Annotated in this window: 10 protein-coding genes and 4 pseudogenes; 2 read left to right on the plus strand and 12 right to left on the minus strand. The window is 68.1% G+C overall.

What is annotated here, in order from left to right:
- Positions 1-109 precede the first annotated feature (109 nt).
- Positions 110-461: pseudogene (locus ACIHCQ_RS21675) on the minus strand (tyrosine-type recombinase/integrase); the annotation flags it as partial.
- A 70-nt stretch (positions 462-531) separates the two neighbouring features.
- On the opposite strand from ACIHCQ_RS21675, the gene ACIHCQ_RS21680 reads away from it, so the two are divergent.
- On the plus strand, positions 532-4080 hold the full coding sequence (locus ACIHCQ_RS21680) for a hypothetical protein (RefSeq protein ID WP_399664537.1): 3549 nt from the start codon (positions 532-534) through the stop codon (positions 4078-4080).
- A gap of 7 nt (positions 4081-4087) precedes the next feature.
- On the opposite strand, the pseudogene ACIHCQ_RS21685 reads toward ACIHCQ_RS21680, so the two are convergent.
- From ACIHCQ_RS21685 to ACIHCQ_RS21735, 11 genes and pseudogenes are all read right to left on the minus strand, one after another.
- Positions 4088-4225 (minus strand): annotated as a pseudogene (locus ACIHCQ_RS21685) (site-specific integrase); the annotation flags it as partial.
- Positions 4226-4259: 34 nt separating this feature from the next.
- On the minus strand, positions 4260-5408 hold the full coding sequence (locus tag ACIHCQ_RS21690; protein ID WP_399664540.1) for a hypothetical protein: 1149 nt from the start codon (positions 5406-5408) through the stop codon (positions 4260-4262).
- Positions 5405-5923 carry a DUF4365 domain-containing protein gene (locus ACIHCQ_RS21695; protein WP_399664543.1) on the minus strand — a complete coding sequence of 173 codons (519 nt, stop codon included), beginning with the start codon at positions 5921-5923 and terminating at the stop codon, positions 5405-5407. Before ACIHCQ_RS21695 ends, ACIHCQ_RS21690 begins: the two co-directional genes overlap by 4 nt.
- A 759-nt stretch (positions 5924-6682) precedes the next feature.
- Positions 6683-6850 (minus strand): hypothetical protein, encoded by a 168-nt coding sequence (locus ACIHCQ_RS21700; RefSeq protein WP_399664546.1) that lies wholly within the window; start codon positions 6848-6850, stop codon positions 6683-6685.
- A gap of 657 nt (positions 6851-7507) precedes the next feature.
- Complete coding sequence (locus ACIHCQ_RS21705; RefSeq protein ID WP_399664549.1) at positions 7508-8722, minus strand: FAD-dependent monooxygenase; 1215 nt, start codon at positions 8720-8722, stop codon at positions 7508-7510.
- Entirely contained in the window at positions 8719-10116 is a 1398-nt protein-coding gene (locus tag ACIHCQ_RS21710; RefSeq protein WP_399664552.1) for an MFS transporter, read from the minus strand. Before ACIHCQ_RS21710 ends, ACIHCQ_RS21705 begins: the two co-directional genes overlap by 4 nt.
- 205 nt (positions 10117-10321) lie before the next feature.
- Positions 10322-12826 carry an FtsX-like permease family protein gene (locus ACIHCQ_RS21715; RefSeq protein WP_399664556.1) on the minus strand — a complete coding sequence of 835 codons (2505 nt, stop codon included), beginning with the start codon at positions 12824-12826 and terminating at the stop codon, positions 10322-10324.
- A complete protein-coding gene (locus ACIHCQ_RS21720; protein WP_399664559.1) occupies positions 12823-13650 on the minus strand; it encodes an ABC transporter ATP-binding protein in 828 nt (275 codons plus the stop codon). Before ACIHCQ_RS21720 ends, ACIHCQ_RS21715 begins: the two co-directional genes overlap by 4 nt.
- A 482-nt stretch (positions 13651-14132) precedes the next feature.
- Positions 14133-14807, minus strand: a complete 675-nt coding sequence (locus ACIHCQ_RS21725) for a response regulator (RefSeq protein ID WP_399664562.1) — start codon at positions 14805-14807, stop codon at positions 14133-14135.
- Positions 14804-16021: a sensor histidine kinase gene (locus ACIHCQ_RS21730; RefSeq protein WP_399664565.1), complete on the minus strand. Its 1218-nt coding sequence runs from the start codon at positions 16019-16021 to the stop codon at positions 14804-14806. The genes ACIHCQ_RS21725 and ACIHCQ_RS21730 overlap by 4 nt, the downstream gene beginning before the upstream one ends.
- An 882-nt stretch (positions 16022-16903) precedes the next feature.
- Positions 16904-17059: pseudogene (locus ACIHCQ_RS21735) on the minus strand (integrase); the annotation flags it as partial.
- A 4-nt stretch (positions 17060-17063) separates the two neighbouring features.
- Here ACIHCQ_RS21735 and ACIHCQ_RS21740 point away from each other — a divergent pair.
- Positions 17064-17651 (plus strand): annotated as a pseudogene (locus ACIHCQ_RS21740) (mobilization protein); the annotation flags it as partial.
- Positions 17652-17673: the final 22 nt, after the last annotated feature.

Consider the following 17673-nt stretch of genomic DNA (forward strand, 5'->3'; position numbering starts at 1 on the left):
AAACAAGACGCCGGATGCCTCCCTCATCCCGAGCTAGACCATGCCTGACCAGCAGAAATCAAGCGATCACGTTCGGTTGAGATACGGCTTCTCAGAGGACGTGTCGGCGTCACCGTGCGCGTGCCGCATGGCTGTCCGTGGTCTCAATTGCGGGTTCAGCGCGGGGCATGAAGTGGTCTCCCATGCGTCGCATGGCGTCCTTGGAGAGGTGGGATTTTCCCTTGGCGTACCGGTCGGTCTGCTGATCGGGGTGTGTCGAAGGATCTCCATGATCTTCGGCATGTCCACACCCAGCTCGTTCAGGATCGTGCCTGCGGTGTGCCCGCTCCCGTCGTACAGGCGGCGCTCGCTGATACCGGCCTCGTCGAGCAGCTCTTTGAATTCCTCCCAGTCGGCCCGGAGTACAGCGGCCGGCCGTCCGGCCGCGTGAACACCGCGTCGTGCTCCTGCCACACGTCGCCCGTCATCGTGCCGAAGCCACGAGTTCCAAAGGGGTCGCCGGGGCATAAAGCCCGCGTAGCATGACTATTCATGGATCTCGTGGTACGTGTACGCCGGGCGCTGGGCGAACAGTCGGTCCACCCGACGGAGTTCGAGCGTTGCGCGTGTGCGCTCCTACAGTCGAGGTATCCGGGTCTGTCCGCGGTTGAGGGCGGGCATGACTTCGGCCGCGACGCTGATATCTACTTTCCGTGGGGCTCCGAGGATGTGGAGGCTCGTGGGCGACTGCTGGTCACCACCGGTGATCCTGTGGCGAACCTGCGCAGGGGCCTTCGCAGGATGCATGAAGAGGACATGCAGGCCGATCTGATCGTGGTGGCCTGTTCGCAACCGGTTGATGCAACGAAGCGCGCGACCATGGATCGGTTGTGTGCCGAACGCGGCCTCCCAGCACCGCACATCTATGCTCGGGACTGGTTCGTCACCCGCCTCGCAACCGAGCCGGTGTGGCGGTTCAACCTCCTCGGTATCAGCGGAGAGCTGGGTGCTCTGCTTGATCGGCCGCTGGATCTGCCGGAGGACCTGGCTGACCGAACCGACCTCCTCGGACGGCAAGCCACTCTCACGACGCTTGCCGACGCTGTCGCCCTCAGCCGGGACGCTGTGCTGGTGGGTGTGCCTGGTGTGGGCAAGACTCGGCTCACTACCGAAGTGGAGGGCCAGGTCACTTACCTTGAGCTGGCGCAAGGCGACCGCATCCTGGATGAGTTGCTGGAGACCCGGCCAGCTGCCGTTGTCGTGGACGACGCCCACGTCCGCCTCGACGAGATGCGTGTGCTGCGGCGGGCGCGCCACGAGGCGGAGCATGCCTTCACCATTGTCGCGACTACCTGGCCCGACAGGGCAGACGAGGTAACGGCGGCCCTTCCCGGAGCTCTCCGCATCGACGTTGACCTGTTGGAACGATCCGATATGAACATGCTCGTCACCTCAGTCGGCGTCACCGGCCACCGAGCCCGGATGGCGGTCCTCGACCAGGCGGGCGGACGGCCGGGCTGGGCTCTCACCCTCTGTGAGATGTTCGCCAAGGGCGAGGGTGGCCAGGTGGCCAGTGGCGCAGCACACCTGGCGAACGTAGAACGACACCTTCGCCGTATCACCGAGTCCCAGACGGCCGTCGACACTCTGGCTTGTGTAGCGGCACTGGGAGGCGCTTCCACCGAGACGCTGTACGCGCTCGCACCCCTCGTCGGCGAGCCGCCGACCAGTATGTCCGGTCTTATGGAGCGCCTCGCGCGCAACGGCCTGGTGGAGACCGTCAGCGGTGTCTGGCGCCTGCAACCAGCGCTGCGCGCACCCCTGATCGCCCGGTGGTTCTTCACACGGCCAGCAGGCAGACCGTGGTCCACCCTCTGTGACGCCTTCCCGGATCGGGACCGCGACCTCGCTTCCGCCGTGATGTCCGCCGCCCGGATCTCGGCATCCTCTGATGCTCGGGAGGCCGCCGATACGTGGGTCCGAGCACGGCCCACGCCAACCGCATGGGACACCGGAACCTTCGTTGTAGTGTCCGAATACGCCCGGCTGGACCTGAGAGCCGCCCAGTTCGCTGTCACCCAGGCCCGCACAGTCCTCGCCAGCCCGCGCGAGACCCAGCAGATGTACCGGAGCGCCATCGACCCGCAGGGCGACGCCGCTGCCCGGCAACTCGCACAGTCGGCCGCTCAGTTTCTCCTGCCCGAGGCAGTCACCGGCCTGCTCGACCTGGCAGTGGGTGACGACCGTCCACGCCACTCCACCCCAGAGCACCCGCTGCGCGTGCTCAGCGACGTAGCCAACGCCATCGACCCGGACTTCGGCACATCTTTCGAGATCCGCGCCCTTTTGTTGCGACCAGTGCTGGAGTGGCTGCGTACTCACCGCGCTCCGCCGCAGTGGGCAGTGGCCACCGAAATGCTCGCGAGTATCTTTGCCGTTGAAATGTCCGGTAACTGGACCGACCCTGGCGCTCCGAACACGGTCACCCTCGCCCATGGCGTCGAAAGCGCCGAGAATCTGGCCCGAATCATCCCCCTGTGGAATCAGGTCGTCCCCGTATTGGCAGAAAGCGAAGGACAGGACGGCTTGATCTGCGCCCCGTCCGCGATTGTTCCGCTGCTTGATCTGGCGGGCTCATGGGTGCGGCTCGGCGAAGGGTTCGCGCCTCATGGCGGTGAACCCATTGAGGAGCAGAAGCGCTTGGGAGCGGAGGGGGGAGCCCGTATCTTGGCCACACTGCATCCCCTGCTCCAGGCTTTTCCCGGTCTGGCCCTCCGTGCCCAGCGCATGCTCAACGCCGCGTACGCCCCCGGCGGCAGCACCGATCGCAGGCTCCCGGTGTTCGACATCGACCCCGATGTGGAGTCCTTCACCGGCCGGAGTCGCTGGGACGAATTCGATACCAGCGATGAAGCCGCACGAGGCAGGGCCCTTGCCATGGGAACCCTCGCACAGAAGATCGCCGCGCTCGGGCCGCTCGACGGCGTAGCGAGATTCGAGGCGCTGGTCGAGCAATCTGCCCTTGCTGGCAACCACACGGGGGGAAGCTGGGCCGCCGACCAGATAGCGACTCACCTCACCGATCCCGCTGCCTGGTACGAATCCGCGGCCGCGTCCGGCAGCCCGCTACTGCTTCGTGCCGCATTGACCCGATGGCTCACAACCTCGCCCGGCACGTTGTCGATGGATGTCCTCATCACTGCCCTGGACGATCCCCGCTTCCGGACCGGTGTCATCTCGACCGTCCTCGGACGAGGTGAAGCCGATCAGGCTGCCGAGTTCGTGGTCGCGGCGATGCGCACGGAGGACGCCTGGCTGCTCGACTCGCTGTTTTTCCGGGATGAGCCGAGTGAGGTGCTGCACCGTCTACTGCTCCACCCGGTTTCCGTAATTGCCAGCAGCACGGCGCTTACCTTCGCCGTCGGTCAACCACACGGCCCCGCACTGCCTGAAACATGGCGACCTGCCTGGCGCGCCGCCGTGCAGCATCTCCGCGTCGGGGATCTGTCCCAGCGCGACCACTGGCGTGCCGGCCAGCTGCTCGGTCATCTAGCCGAGCACGATCCTGACCTGCTCGAAGCGTGGTACACCGAACGGCTCGACGAAATGGTGGACCGCGGCTTCTTCGTTGCCCCCGAGCCCCACGGTTGCGATCTCCACCTGGGCCGCCTTCCACAGACTCACCGCTACCGGCTTGCCATCCGCTGCGCCGGCCTTCCCCGCATCGGCCACAGCCCACTCATTCAGCTCGTCGGCGCCGACCGCGACTTGGCGGAGCGTCTTCTCCACGACCGTGCCGTCACTCCCGACGACCTCCTCGAAACCCTCGCCGGCCAGCGCAACGAGACCCTGGAACGCCTCGGCCCTCTCCTCCTCGACCACGGCATACCTGCTGCCCACATTGCGGCGAACGTCGCTTGGGTCGACTCCTGGTGGGGTGAGGACTCCGCTAGACACCAGCACCTCATCGACTACTTCACCAGCCTCTCAATCCGCGTCCCCGCCCTCGCCGCAGTCGCAGCAGCGGGCCGGGCTCAGGAGGAGGCATCACTGCGCGAGGCAGAACACAGGGAGCGCGCTGCACGAGTATCGGGAAACTGAGCGAGCGCGGGAGGCCGGAGGCGGCGACGAGCCGTTCGAAGAGGTCGGTCACCTTGCCGGGGTGCAGCCAGGAGCCATCCTCTTACGTGAAGACGAGACCGGTCTCCACCCAGGCCGATCCCCACTCCTCACGGTCCGCTTCCTGACCGGAAAGCCACGGGTTAAAGATCTGCACGCCCTTAGTCGGCTTGATCAAAGGTGAGGATCGACCTATCAGGACCAAACGTCCTAACTTTCATACTCGCTGGGCGCCCGGGAGTTGCATGCAGGACCCCGGTCACAACAACCCGTCGACGCTCACCATGATATTGGGCTGCCCGCCGATACGTCTCTAGGTCTAGATCGAAGGAAACAGACCTACGTCGCCCATCAATGAGTGTTTCAAGTGCAACTCGGCCGCTCTCTTCGTTTGCCTTGAGAGACATTCTCCTGATTACGCCATAAAGTACCGTATCCGAGGGTGCTTCAGATTCCTTAAGTTCTCTGCGTACCTCAGTTAGAATGGGCACGTACTCGCGAGTAAAGAATACACGATTTCTAAGCTCGACAGGTACCGGCGAAGCGGCTGCCCAATGGAAGGACACGTCAAATAGATCAACCTTGCCCTTGTCGATTACCTCCAGAACGGCGGCACAAAGCTCGCTTGAGACACCCTCCCCTACCGAGTCGAGAACCTCGCTACGAGAAGGTGCCCTATCGCGATTCATCGCCATCTCGGATAGCGTCTCAAGTGATCGAGAAAGAGTAGCAAGGACTCTGCGATCGAAATAGGTGTCCTCAGATTCAACTTCCAGGCGCGGCACACCGTCCTCATGCCGCGACATGGCACCGAATCTTGCGCTGCTAATGATGGGAACGACGTAGGAACCTTGACGCGTCTGACCCAGGCGAAGCCTCCGAGCGTGCGCGTAAGCGGCCTTCGGGATGGAGGTGCCGTAGTAGCCCTGCCGATGAATTGTTGCAGCCGCAGCGGAGACCATGAGGTGATTGGCGGCGCTAAACAGACCAATACCGGCCTGCAAAGAAATGGTTCCTTCGTCAATATCGTCATCTTTAGCACGCAGATCTGTGACATCCAGGAATTGCCTGGCGATATCGCGCCGCACATCTTCTGGAGGTCGCTGCTCTCGTCGTGCTACTTCAGTGGTCAAGATCGCGATAGTGCGCTCAAAGTCGGCAGCGTCTGCCGCGCGAGGAACCAGCACAGAAGATTCGGCATCGCCGCTTGGCTGCCAGAGTTCAGCAAGCGCTCCACTGTGGGTACGCGTCCACCCCGCACGGCTGAGATAGCTGATCAGTTCATCGAATCCAACGTCGGAGGTAATCATGCGATACCCTCCCCAACTGAAACGTTCGCGCCGAAGAGTCGTTCGCCAGCGAACTCAAACATCACATCGAGGCCAGTAACGTCCAGCCTCTGGGTATGTGGCAGATGGATATTCTTCGTTGAGTTCCCTTGCGCCTTGGGTAGGTCTTGAATCTGCGCGTAGAACCCGGCGCACCGCATCAGAACCGAATCAGAACCGTGCTCAAGCCATGTGTCCACGTCGCGCGGGACTACAACCAGCCCGAGGAACCCCGCAGCCGTACGGCGAGGTCCACGCAGCTTGTCGTAGGTAGCAATGTCGAGATCGAAGATGCGCGTCGTGCCGTCCGCCAGGAGCCGCGGGTCGAAGGTGCACTTCATCTGGAGCTCAACCAGGAGATGGTCTCGCTTCAGCGTCACATCGACGCCATCCTTGTCCACGTTCCAGGAAGCAACGGTGGCGTTCGCCTGCGTCGCCACGCCGAGAACATAGGCAAGACTGATCTGCTCCTGTTGCCAGGTTGCAGGCTCCCCCACTCGGCCCCCTCGATGCTCCCCCACCACGAGAAGGCCAACCCTAGCGGGCAACGCGCGCAAGGGCAGCCTCAGTGACCAACCTTGGTCCGGGTGCCTCGCGTCTTGGGAGGTGAACATCCGTGCCGACAGCCTGTCCACTATGCGATCACCTTCCTAGGCTGGCTCCTCATCTACGTCCCCAGATTGGCACGCAGGTACGACATTGCAGCGCAACAGGACTGGGAACTGGCACCACCTCGCCGCAGGAGGGCGGAGACGCGTGGGCGAAGCGTGCGTGAGCGACCTTCGTCACGCCGTCTCGTTGCTCGGCGTGCGCACCAGATAAGCACCGGAATAGCCGGCGCTGGCCGCCGCCAGAGCGCCATTGCGTGAGCGGACTGAGGAACAGTGGCCATCCTCGGACGGACCTGGCATCAACCGGCACGTCTCTGACCTGGCGATTGTGGACAGTGGATGACCACCTGGAACGGCTCAGCAGAAGCCCGCGGGGGCTTGTAATGCGTAGGTCGTCGGTTCGAATCCGACAGGGGGCTCTGTGAAGCCCAGCTCGGACATCTGTCTGAGCTGGGCTTTCTTGTTCAGCGGATGCGTCGGCATCGCCGCGTGTGTGCGGCTTGACTGTCTGTGGTCTCAGTCCTGGTCTCATGCGCGGGTTCAGCGGGGGCATGAAGGCGTCCCCCATGCGGCGCATGGCGTCTTTATCGGCGGGAAGATCGACCCCGAGCCATGGGGAGAGGCAGGGGGCCGTTCGGTGCCTGGTCAGGCCGCGAGGGTGGGCGGCGGTTCGTGGTGGTTGAGGGTCAGTTCGAACCAGATTGTCTTGCCGCCCGGCCCGTACGGGTCCTCGCTCGTGCCGCATGTGCCCCATCGGTCCGCGACTGCTTCGAGGATCAGCAGCCGTGAGAGCGACAGTCCGGCCCAGGTCATCACCACGGATCCCGCCGCTCTGCGCGCGCTCCTACGACACGTGCAGACCGGGAGGTTCGTAACTCCCCGCGACTGAACGCTCGATCGACGTGCAGGTTTGACCACCGGTACTGGCTTTTGTCGCCTGAATCACTTCAGGTAACCAGCTCTTCCTCGATCGCCATAGTCACGGTTGGCCATGGGACTTTCGGTTCACCGAACAGCCGCCAATAGCGGTATGAGGCACGGACCAGGGAACTGACGCCCAGCCTCGCCGAATGAGGGTCGATTGTTCCGATCGCCCGGCGTGTGATCCCGCCCGCTCCTCGCGCGGCGGGATGGACACCGTGCGCGATGAGAAGAGTGGCGGTGCGGCTGGCGTCCAGGGTCCGCGTGGGCGCCAGGGCCGCGAACCTGCCGAAGACGCGCCGTGAGCGCGGGCAGCGCGAGCGCTTCGAGGGGGGCGAGCCCCGGCAATGGCGCGATTGAAACCGAGCGGACCCGAAGGGGCGGAGGCGGACCGTCGAGCCCCGTCCCCTCGCCGCTGGACTGTGGAGCCAAGGCGCTCAGCCGGTCGGCCCGCAGCAGTGGTGCTCCGGGATCAGCGCGCCCACCGTCACCAGCGCCGGGTCCTGACCGCCGGTCCCGGCCGTCATCGGCGCCCGTCACCGGCGCGCGTCATGGCGTGAATTCGGGCAGGGTGAGGGCCGAGTGGGCCGGTCGTCCCTCCGTGGAGGGTATGGCGCTGAGCTTGCGCAGCCTGTCGTTGCGCTGCTCCAGGGCCCGGGCGGTGGTGGGGAAGAGTGTGGCACCGCCCTCTCCGACCAGCCCTTGATTTACGGTCACGAAGTCACGGGTGTCGTGTTCGTAGGCGGCGAAGCCCGTAGCGTGGTCCCGGTCGGCCAGGGAACCGGCGAGCATGTACGCGCCGACGAGCGCGAGGCTGGTGCCCTGTCCGGTAAGGAACGAGGGCGCGTACGCGGCGTCGCCCACCAGTGCGACCCTGCCGCTGGACCAGTGGGGCATGCGGATCTGGCTGACCGCGTCGAAGAACACGTCATCCGCGTCGCGCATGGCGGCGATCATGCCCGGGACTTCCCATCCCGCGTCGGCGAAGACCCCGGTGATCAGGTCCCGTTGGGCTGCCGGGTTCCGGAACGCGTCGAACGGTGGTTCCGGCTGGGCGAAGTTCAGGAAGGCGTGCACTTCGTCGTTGTCCCCTACGGCGTAGAGTGCCGCGGCTCTGCCCGGAGAGTTCCACATCAGGGTCTCGTGGGAGAGGCCGAAGGTGTTGGGCATGGTGAACACGGCGAAGCAGTACCCGAGGTAGCGGTGGAACTGCTCTTCGGGGCCGAACAGCATCTCCCGGGTACGTGAGTGCGTACCCTCCGCACCGAACACCATGTCGAACGTACGCCTGCTGCCCCCTTGGAAGGTGACGTCGACTCCGTGGGCGGACTGGTCGAGGGTGTCGATGGAGTCGTTGAACAAGAACTCCACGTCGTCACGGACCGCCGTGTGGAGAGCGTCGGTCAGATCCCCGCGCCGCACCTCCAGGTCCGCTCCCGCGACACCGCCGGTAACGGTGTGCGGGTGGAGCGAGGCCACCTTGCTGCCGTCCCCGTCGAGGAAGGTGATCCGGCGCAGGTCGATGTGTGCGTCCCGCAGTTGTGGCAGGATCCCCATTCTCCGGACGACCTCCAGTGCGGTGCCGCGCACGTCGATGGGGTATCCACCGCTGCGCAGTGTGCCCGCCTTCTCCACCACCGTGACCGCGTATCCGTAGCGGTTCAGCCAGAACGCGAGGGCGGGTCCCGCGATGCTGGCCCCGGATATCAGGACCTTGCGCCTCGGCGTGGTGCGGATATCCGTCAACTGATCGGTGTGGGTCATTCCTTGACTCCTTTGCGCAGGGTACGGACGGCAAGCAGGGACAGCGCCGTGACGACGCCGGCGATGACGAAGCCGGTGACGAAGGCCGATTCGGCCGGGACTTCCGACCCGGAAGGGGTCCTGGCGGTAAGGAAGGCACCGCTGACCTGTGCGCCTGTGGCGAAACCGATCACGCGAATCACCAGGACCAGGCTGGTGGCGGTGCCGGTGTTGCCTGCATCGGCAGAGGTGGCGGTCTTGACGACTATCGCCGTGATGCAGAGACCACTGGCCAGGGCGACCAGGGCCTTGCCGACCATGAGGTGCCAGACCTCGCTGTGCAGGAACGCCAGAGAGACCAACGTGGCCGTCATGACGCCGATTCCGGCAGTGACCACGGCACGCGAGCCGAAACGCCGCGCCGCGACACCGCCGAGCGGCCCGCTGATCGCCGCCGCGACAGCGCCAGGCAACAGGTACCGCCCGATGTCGGTGGAGCTGGCCCCGAACCCGAACTCGTCGGCGGGCACCGCGAACAGCTGCGGAACGAGATACATCGACACCGAGGTACCTACGCAGACGGCGAATGTGATCACATAGGAGCCCCATATCGCAGGCTTCGCGAGCAGCCGCAGATCGACCATCGGTGAGGCCGCACGACGCTCAACGGCTATCCATCCGGTCACGAAGGCGGCCAGAACGACGATGAGGGCGCCGAGCAACAGTGGTCGCGAGCCCATGTCGGGCGCCAGCGCGAGCACGAGCATGAGCGTGACCAGTATCCCGCTCAGGAGAACCAGACCGGGCCAGTCGAGCCCGGCATCGTCCGACCGGCCCGGCGAATCGTCCGGCATCAGCCTGTGGACGAACAGGGTCGCCACGACGATCACGAACGTCGGTATCGCGAACATCCAGTGCCGGGACAGCCCTTCCGCGATAGGCCCGGCGATCAGCGTACCCAGCATGCCGCCGCCCACGAACAACCCGCTGACCACCCCGATGGCCACCTGGGACTCTCCCGTGGGGAGGTGCTTGCGTACCAGGATGAACGAGAGTGGCATCGCGCCCACCATCGCGCCCTGCAGTACCTGACCGAGGAGCAGCACCGGCAGGTTCGGCGCCAGCGAGGACACCAGACCACCGACACAGACCACCGCCATCAGCCGGAGCATGACCGATTTCCCGCCGTAGCGGTCACCGAGGCTGCCCGCGACGGGTGCGACGAGAGCACCGGTGATGAGCATCGCAATGCTGATCAGTGCACCTTGGGCGGGACTCATCGAGAGTTCGCGTTGCAACAGCGGGAGCGTCGGTGTCACCACCGACTCCAGGGTCCCGGTGGCGGCTGCCAGCATGCCGAGAGCCCAGACAGCGGACTTCCCGATACGGGCCGGGGCAGTCAGAGTTGCGGTCATGAACGTCCTTTCGTCGTTGCCGGGCGAGGTGGGGTCGGCCCACGCGTAGCGCTGCCGCCCTACGCGGAAGTACGCGCTCTGCCGCCCGCGTCGGCTGTCTCCGCCTGCGTCCCCATCGACAGGGCGAGCGACGCCGCCATCGAAGCGCGGACACCAGGGGCGCCGCCCACTCCGGTCACGGCCAGGCCGCACGCCGCGGCGTGCGCTACGACCAGCGGCGGAGTGCCGCTCGTGCGGGCAGCGTGAGCGAGAGCAGGGTCAGGCCGCCGGCGGCGGCTACGAGGGATGCGTACATCAGCGGGGGTACGTACGGCAGCTCGCCGGTCATGCCGCTCATCATCGGGATCAGCGTGGCCGCGGCGATCGCGGAGCCGAGGACGACGCCGACCGTGGAGACCAGCAGGCCCTCCCAGCGGAGCATCTGCAGTACCTGGCGCCGGGTGAAGCCGATGAGGCGCAGCGTGCCCAGCTCACGGCGGCGGTCGAGCGCCGTCATCACCAGGGTGTTGACGGCGGCGATGCCGGCGAAGCCGCCGAGAACCGCGGCCATGGTGTTGTTGGTCCAGGCGCCCAGCTTCGCGTCGAGGTTCTGCTCGGTGGCGTAGCCGGAGGCGTCGGTGACCTTGCCCAGGGCGGTGAGCGACTTCTCCGAGCCGCCGCGAACCAGCAGCGTGCTGTCGAAGCCCGAGCTGACGTGCCCGGCCAGGGACGCCCGGTCCATGGTCACCGTGGCCAGGCCGAGGCCGCGGCCGTAGACCGCGACGACCTCGGGGTCGGCCTTGGTGCCGTCGGGCAGGTACAGCGGGAGCCGGTCGCCCACGCCGACGTCCGCCGAGGTCGCCAGGGTCCTGTCGATGGCGATACGGTCCACGCCGAGCCGGTCGAGGCTGCCTTCGCGTACGTCCAGGTCCTGCACCTTCGCGAGTTCGGCGCCGGAGCCGGTGACACCCTGCGTCGCCGCGCCCTGCAGCGACTTGAACTCGCCGGAGCCGAGCGGCACCAGCACCTGTGTGCTCAGCAGGCCGACGGCCGCCTCCACGTCCGGTGCGCGGGCGGCGTGCGCCGCCGCGTCCACCGGGAGCCCGGCCGGGTGCGTCACCACGTGGTCCGCGGTGATGCCCGCGCGCAACTGCTGGTCGGCGATGTGGTTCTCGCTCGTGTGCATGAAGACGAGCGTCGAGGAGAAGGCCGTGGCGAGCACGATCGGGGTGATCGCGGAGGCGAGGCGGCGGGCGTTGCTACGGGAGTTGGCGGCCGCGAGTTCACCGGCCGGACCCGCGCCGCGCAGCGGGAGGCCGAAGAGGCCCGCGCACAGCCGTGCCACCAGGGGGCCGAGCAGAGCGACGGCGAGCATGAAGAGCATGACGACGCCGAGGGCGGCGCCGGCCGCGTCATCCCCCACGGAGTTGGCGGAGACGCCGGTGAGGATCGCGCCGCCGACGAGGGCGCCAATGCCCAGCACGGTACGGATCACGCCTGGCCGCAGCCGCTCCACCGACGCCTCGGTGAGGGCCTGTCCCGGCTTGATCTTCGCGGGCCTGCGCCCGGCCATCCAGCCGGCGCCGAGCGCGGTGAGCAGCCCGATGACGACGGCGGCGAGCAGGGGCAGCGCGGAGACGTGCACCCGCACCGCCTCCGGGATCGCGCCGCGATCCTGCAACTGCCCGAACCACCAGTGGGCGAGCCCGATACCGGGCAGACAGCCGAGGAGCCCGGCGAGCGGCGCGACGAGCAGTGCTTCGGAGGCCACCGCGCGGCGAATCTGTCGTGGGGTGGCGCCGACGGCGCGCAGCAGCGCGAATTCCCGAGCCCGCTGGGATACGGACAGGGCCACGGTCCCGGCCGCGGTGAAGATCGCGACGATGGTGGCGATGCCGCCGAAGGAGCCGCCGATTCCGAAGAGCGTCACCTTGGCGTAGCCGAGCCCCGGGTCCTCGATGGCGCCGCGGTCGTCGCCGACGTGCACCTCGGCGTCGGAGCCGGCCAGGGCCTTGCGGACGCTGTCCGCGAGGGCCGCGGGGGTGGTGCCGTCCTCGGCCAGCACGGCGATGGCGTCCGCCTTGCCGGGGTGGCCGGCGAGCGTGGGGGCGTCGGTGTCGGCGAACCAGGCAAGGGCGCCCGCGGCGCCGGTGTTCCGGGCGGTGTCCGCGGATCCGGCCTTGGCTACGCCCGTGACGAGGAAGTCCCGCTGCCCGGCGGCGGTCTGCAGCGCGACGGTGTCGCCGACGGCGGCCTTCGCGGCGCGGGCGGCGTCGTCGTCGAGTACGACCTCGCCAGTACCGGGCGCGCTCCCGGACGTGAGCTCGGCACCGGTGAAGACGTGCGAGCCCCAGCCGTGCGCGGTGAGCGAGCCGTCCCCGGCCCGTACCGGGAAGGTGAAGTCCGCGACGGCGGTGGCCGCACCCGGCGCCTTGGCGGCCTTCGCCACCAGCCCGGCGTCCACCCGTGCGGTGTCCGGCAGCGGGACCGCTTCTTCCTCGCGGTCCTCGCCGCTGCCCGTGACGATGTACTCGTACTGGTCCGCCGCCGCGACCACCGGCGCCTTCGCGTACCGCTCCGCCGGCACCGACGCGCGCAGGCTGGTTTCGAGCAGGATTCCGCAGGCCGTGACGATCAGTGCCGACATCATCAGCGCGACGAAGGTCCCCGCGAAGGACGCGGGCTTGAAGCGGACGGCCGCACGGGCGAGGCCGTTGGGGACGATCCTCATGCCGCCGCACCTGCCATCGCGCTCGTGCGGGCGGTACGGGCGGTGAGCGCCGCCATCCGCTCCGCGATCTGCTCCGCCGAACCGCCCCCCAGGCCGCCGGCGAAGGTGCCGTCGGCGAGGAACAGCACGCGGTCGGCCCACGCGGCCGCGGCCGGGTCGTGGGTGACCATGACGACGGTGGCGCCGAGGGTGTCCACCGCCTGCCGGAGCAGGCCGAGGACCTCGGCGGCGGTGCCGGTGTCGAGGGCGCCGGTGGGCTCGTCGGCGAACATCACGTCAGGGCTGGTGATCAGGGCGCGGGCGACGGCCACACGCTGCTGCTGGCCGCCGGAGAGCTCTCCGGGCCGGCGTCGTGCCTTGTCGGCGAGCCCGACCTGCGCGAGCACCGCGGCCGCCCGGTGACGGTCCTGGCGTTGCCCGGCGAGGCGCATCGGCAGAAGCACGTTCTGCTCCACGGTCAGCGACGGCAGCAGGTTGAACGCCTGGAAGACGAAGCCGATGCGGCTGCGGCGCAGCTCGGTGAGCTCGTTCTCGCTCATACCGGTGATCTCCGTACCACCGAGGCACACCGACCCCGAGGTGGGCCGGTCGAGGCCGGCGGCGCACTGCAGGAAGGTTGACTTGCCCGACCCGGACGGGCCCATGACCGCGGTGAACGTGCCGCGAGGGAGCGCGAGGTCGATGCCCGCGAGGGCGTGCACGGCGCCCGTGCCACGGCCGTACTGCCGCCGGACACCGCGCAGTTCGACGGCAAGACCGGGTGTGGCGGGCGGAGCCTCCGGCCGGTCGTCCGCCTTCTGCCGCTTGCCGCTGCGTAGCCTCATGGTCCGCTCTCTCTCGATCTTCTCGTGCTGACGAGGAGCAGAGTGCGGGGACGGCCTCGCGCCGGGCGTCATACCCGGGAGCCAATGTGGAGGTGCTACCGCGGTAGGGGGTGGAGGAGGGACACGCCCTGGGCCGGCGGGCTACTGCCCGGGGCCTGGGGCGAAGCGCCGGCCTGCGCCGGAATGGGGCATCCGCTGCTCGGAGCTTGTCGAAGAGCCCGGGGAAGGGCCGGCCCGCTGCCGACGGCGCGGCGTGCGAGGGGCTTCGCCCCGTTGCCGACCTGTGCCAGGTCCGGGGCGCGGCCCGTGAGGGAGCCACTGTGCCGGGTGGGCCGCCTGCGCCGTCCGGGGTTCATGGAGCGAGCCGCCCCAGGGGACCGCGACCCGCCCGACGCGGCTCAGGGACGCCGGCGCCAGCACCGTGCGAGCACCAGGGCCGCAGGCCCCGCCCCCGGGGCGCAGCCCCGGGAGGAGCTTTGGTCCTACTCGCCCGCGGCTACCAGCCCCGATTCGTACGCGAAGACCACCGCCTGGGCGCGGTCGCGCAGGTCGAGCTTGGTGAAGACGCGGCTCACGTGCGTCTTCACCGTCTGCTCGGCCAGCACCAGCGTCTGAGCGATCTCCGTGTTGGACTGGCCACGGGCCACCAGCGTGAGGACCTCGGTTTCGCGTTCCGTCAGGGCCTTGAGCCGCAGCGCGGGCTTGCCTCGGCCGGCGGGACGTTGCCGGGCGAAGTCCGCGATGAGGCGGCGCGTCACGGAAGGGGCGAGCAGCGCGTCGCCCGAGGCCACGACGCGTACCGCCGCGATGAGGTCGGCCGGCGTCGCGTCCTTCAGCAGGAAGCCGCTCGCGCCTGCCCGCAGCGCCTCGTAGACGTAGTCGTCGATGTCGAACGTGGTGAGCATGAGGACGCGCGGCCGGTGAGTCACGCCCGGCGGGGGCGCGAGGAGGCGGCGTGTGGCCTCAAGGCCGTCCATCTCGGGCATGCGGACGTCCATCAGCACGACGTCGGGATGGGTGCGCCGGCTCAGCTCGACGCCCTGCGCACCGTCGGGGGCCTCGCCCACCACGTCGATGTCGCTCTGGGCGGCCAGCAGCGCGGCGAAGCCGGCCCGCACCATGGCCTGGTCGTCGACGATGATGACGCGCGTCGTCAAGTGAAGTTCCTTCCCGTCAGGGGGAGTTGGGCGGCCACCCGGAAGCCGCCGTCCGGCAGCGGCCCCGTGTCGAGGGTGCCGCCGGCGAGCCGCACCCGCTCGCGCATGCCGACGAGACCGTGCCCTGTGCCACCCTTTTCGAGCGGCGCGGTGGGCGGTTCGGGCGGCGGCCCGTTGACGACGAGGACGCTGAGCTGCTCCCCGTTCTCCGACACCGACACCTGCGTCGGCGCACCCGGCGCGTGCCGCACGACGTTCGCGAGGGCCTCCTGGATGATGCGGTACCCGGTGAGGCCCACCGTCTCGGACACGTCGGTGTCACAGGGGGTGAACTCCACCGGCACGCCCGCCCTCACCATCGCCTCCACCAGTTGCCCGATCCGCTTCAGGCCCGGCTGGGGCGCGAGCTCGCCGTGCGCCTCCTCGTTCCGCAGTACGCCGAGGAGCCGTCGCATCTCGCCGAGCGACTCGCGCGAGGTCGCCGCGATGGACGTGAACTCCTCCTGCACGTTTGGCGGCACCCCTTCGAGGCGGTACGCCGCGGTGTCCGCCTGCACCGTGATGACGGACATGTGGTGCGCCACCACGTCGTGCAGCTCGCGCGCGATGCGGGCGCGTTCTTCCAGCAGCGTGCGCCGCTCGCGCTCGGCCTCGCTGATTGTCTCCTGCTCGGCCAGCCTGCGCTGCGCCTCGTACCGCTCGCGGAGCGCACCGGCGAGCACGAGTGTGACGCCGCTGAGTACGGTGAGCAGTACGCTGTTGCCGTTCGTGCCGTTGGGCACGGCAAACTCCAGGCCGACGCCCGCGCCTGCCGTCACCAGCCACACCAGCAGCAGCGTCCGGCGCGGCTCGCGCAGGCCGAGGGCGAGACAGAGACCTACGTACCCGACGATCTCCATGGGCGGGAACGGCCACAGAAGCCGCTCTTCGAAGTCGACGGTGAGCAGGACGAGCGCTCCGGCCACGTCCGCGGCGAAGATCACGTACCAGGCATGCAGCGGACGGACGACGGCGAGCAGCAGCGGTGCCGCCTGCGCAACGGCCAACCCGCTCGCGATGCCGTGGTTCAGGCCGTAGTCGACGCTCAGCACCTGGATGGTGGTGGGCAGCAGGGCGACGGACAGCACGAACGCCACGCCCCACGGCAGCAGCCGCACCCACCGACGCGAAGCCCCTGCGAGCAGCGCGCGCGGGCGTTCCTCCACTGAGGTCATGGGCCCCAGCCTAGGTGCGACGGGACGGCGTCAGGACACGCGCAGCTGTCAGGCGGACTCGGCGGAACCACCGATGGCAAAAGAGAGCTGAATTCCGGCATGGCGGACGGCGGCGGAATGCGGAGGTGTGGCATGCCGATGGCCGGAGCAGGCGCCCTGCGAACCCAACGGCGCGTCCGACGGGCAGTGCCGGACACACCGCAACGAACGGATGCATGAACATCGCGGTCACCCGATTCCCGGCGGGGACGCGATCGGACCGCCGGACAACTTACGGAGCGGTTTTGCCACACGCCCGGCAGGAGGGGAACAACGGCAGGCTGCGGGTAGAGCCGCGAGGGTGGAGTCCTATGCCCGAGACACGCGTCGCAACGGCCCCATTTCGAGGGGCACGTCAGGCTGCCGGTCTGGCGAGCCACCGAGTGGGCATCGATCGGCGCGGTGGTCGCTGGGTGATCTTGAGCCGAGCCGACCTGCCGCTGACCGAAGGGTCGCGGGAACAGCCGGCCAGGGCGGTTGGCACCGGCTACGTTGGAGCGGCTTTCTCTGGAGCGATCCGCTGGGAGCAGACGACCGCCCGCAGGAGGGTCTGTGGGAAGCCGACAACCCCGGCGCCCCTGCTTCTTGTCACCAGAGGTACCCGTACCGGTGGCCAGCCGGTGGCCAGCCGGTGGCCGGACGCCTTTGGACGACGCAACAGGAGGCAGCACAGAGCAATCAGCCGCACGTGCTCTGATCAGGCAGAACGTCACTCAGTAGCACGATCGGGCACTAATCAACACGAACGCTCACGGTCTTGCAATGCGTAGGTCGTCGGTTCGAATCCGACAGGGGGCTCTGTGAAGCCCAGCTCAGACACTCGTCTGAGCTGGGCTTTCTGGTTCAGCGGATGCGTCGGCGTCGCCGCGCGCGTGCCGCGTGGCTGTCCGTGGTCTCAATTGTGGTCTCAATTGCGGGTTCAGCGCGGGGCATGAAGTGGTCTCCCATGCGGCGCATGGCGTCCTTGGAGAGGTGAGATCTTCCCTTGACGTACCGGCGGGCCGCCGGCGAACCCATCTGGTTCTCCGGCTCCGAACTCGCCCCCGACCTCTCCTTTCCCAAGATCCGCAAGCGGCTGACCGCCATGGAAGAACAGCCGAGCGGCCCTCGCCGCCCCGACCCGTGGCACCAGGCCACCGCCGCCGACCGCATCCCCCGCCACCTCGACCAAAGCGACGACGAAGCCGCCCAGGCCCACATCGCTGCCTTCGGCGACGCCCTCCCCCTCCTCGCCCCGAAGGAGATCCGCCCCCATCTCCGCCAGGCCGCTACCGCATTCGAACGCGCCACCCGCTCCCGTATCCAGGCCGAACACCACCACGCCCGCGCCCTCCGCGGAGCCGTACGTGCGATGCGCACCGAACCCGTCACCGGCGACGGAGCCGGGCTCGCGATGTTCCTCGACACGGCGCTCCTGGTCGTCATCGCCGCCGCCCGCTGGCACCAGCTCCACCACCACGACCAGCAGGTGATCGCCACGCGCCAGACCCTGCTCCATCTGCAAGCGGCGTACCACCAAGCCGCCGCCGCACCACTGGCAGCACTCGCCCACCGCAGGGCGCCATCGGGGAACCAGGCAACCGTCAACCAAGCGTGTGTGCCCTTCCGCCGCA

It is taken from the genome of Streptomyces sp. NPDC052236 (assembly GCF_044548015.1).
Lineage (GTDB): Bacteria > Actinomycetota > Actinomycetes > Streptomycetales > Streptomycetaceae > Streptomyces.

What these genes read in the sequence shown, in the direction of transcription:
- ACIHCQ_RS21680 (WP_399664537.1), top strand. Translation starts at nt 532, where the DNA reads ATGGATCTCGTGGTACGTGTACGCCGGGCGCTGGGCGAACAGTCGGTC.
- ACIHCQ_RS21710 (WP_399664552.1), bottom strand. Translation starts at nt 10,116, where the DNA reads ATGACCGCAACTCTGACTGCCCCGGCCCGTATCGGGAAGTCCGCTGTC.
- ACIHCQ_RS21730 (WP_399664565.1), bottom strand. Translation starts at nt 16,021, where the DNA reads ATGACCTCAGTGGAGGAACGCCCGCGCGCGCTGCTCGCAGGGGCTTCG.
- ACIHCQ_RS21720 (WP_399664559.1), bottom strand. Translation starts at nt 13,650, where the DNA reads ATGAGGCTACGCAGCGGCAAGCGGCAGAAGGCGGACGACCGGCCGGAG.
- ACIHCQ_RS21705 (WP_399664549.1), bottom strand. Translation starts at nt 8,722, where the DNA reads ATGACCCACACCGATCAGTTGACGGATATCCGCACCACGCCGAGGCGC.
- ACIHCQ_RS21700 (WP_399664546.1), bottom strand. Translation starts at nt 6,850, where the DNA reads ATGACCTGGGCCGGACTGTCGCTCTCACGGCTGCTGATCCTCGAAGCA.
- ACIHCQ_RS21715 (WP_399664556.1), bottom strand. Translation starts at nt 12,826, where the DNA reads ATGAGGATCGTCCCCAACGGCCTCGCCCGTGCGGCCGTCCGCTTCAAG.
- ACIHCQ_RS21690 (WP_399664540.1), bottom strand. Translation starts at nt 5,408, where the DNA reads ATGATTACCTCCGACGTTGGATTCGATGAACTGATCAGCTATCTCAGC.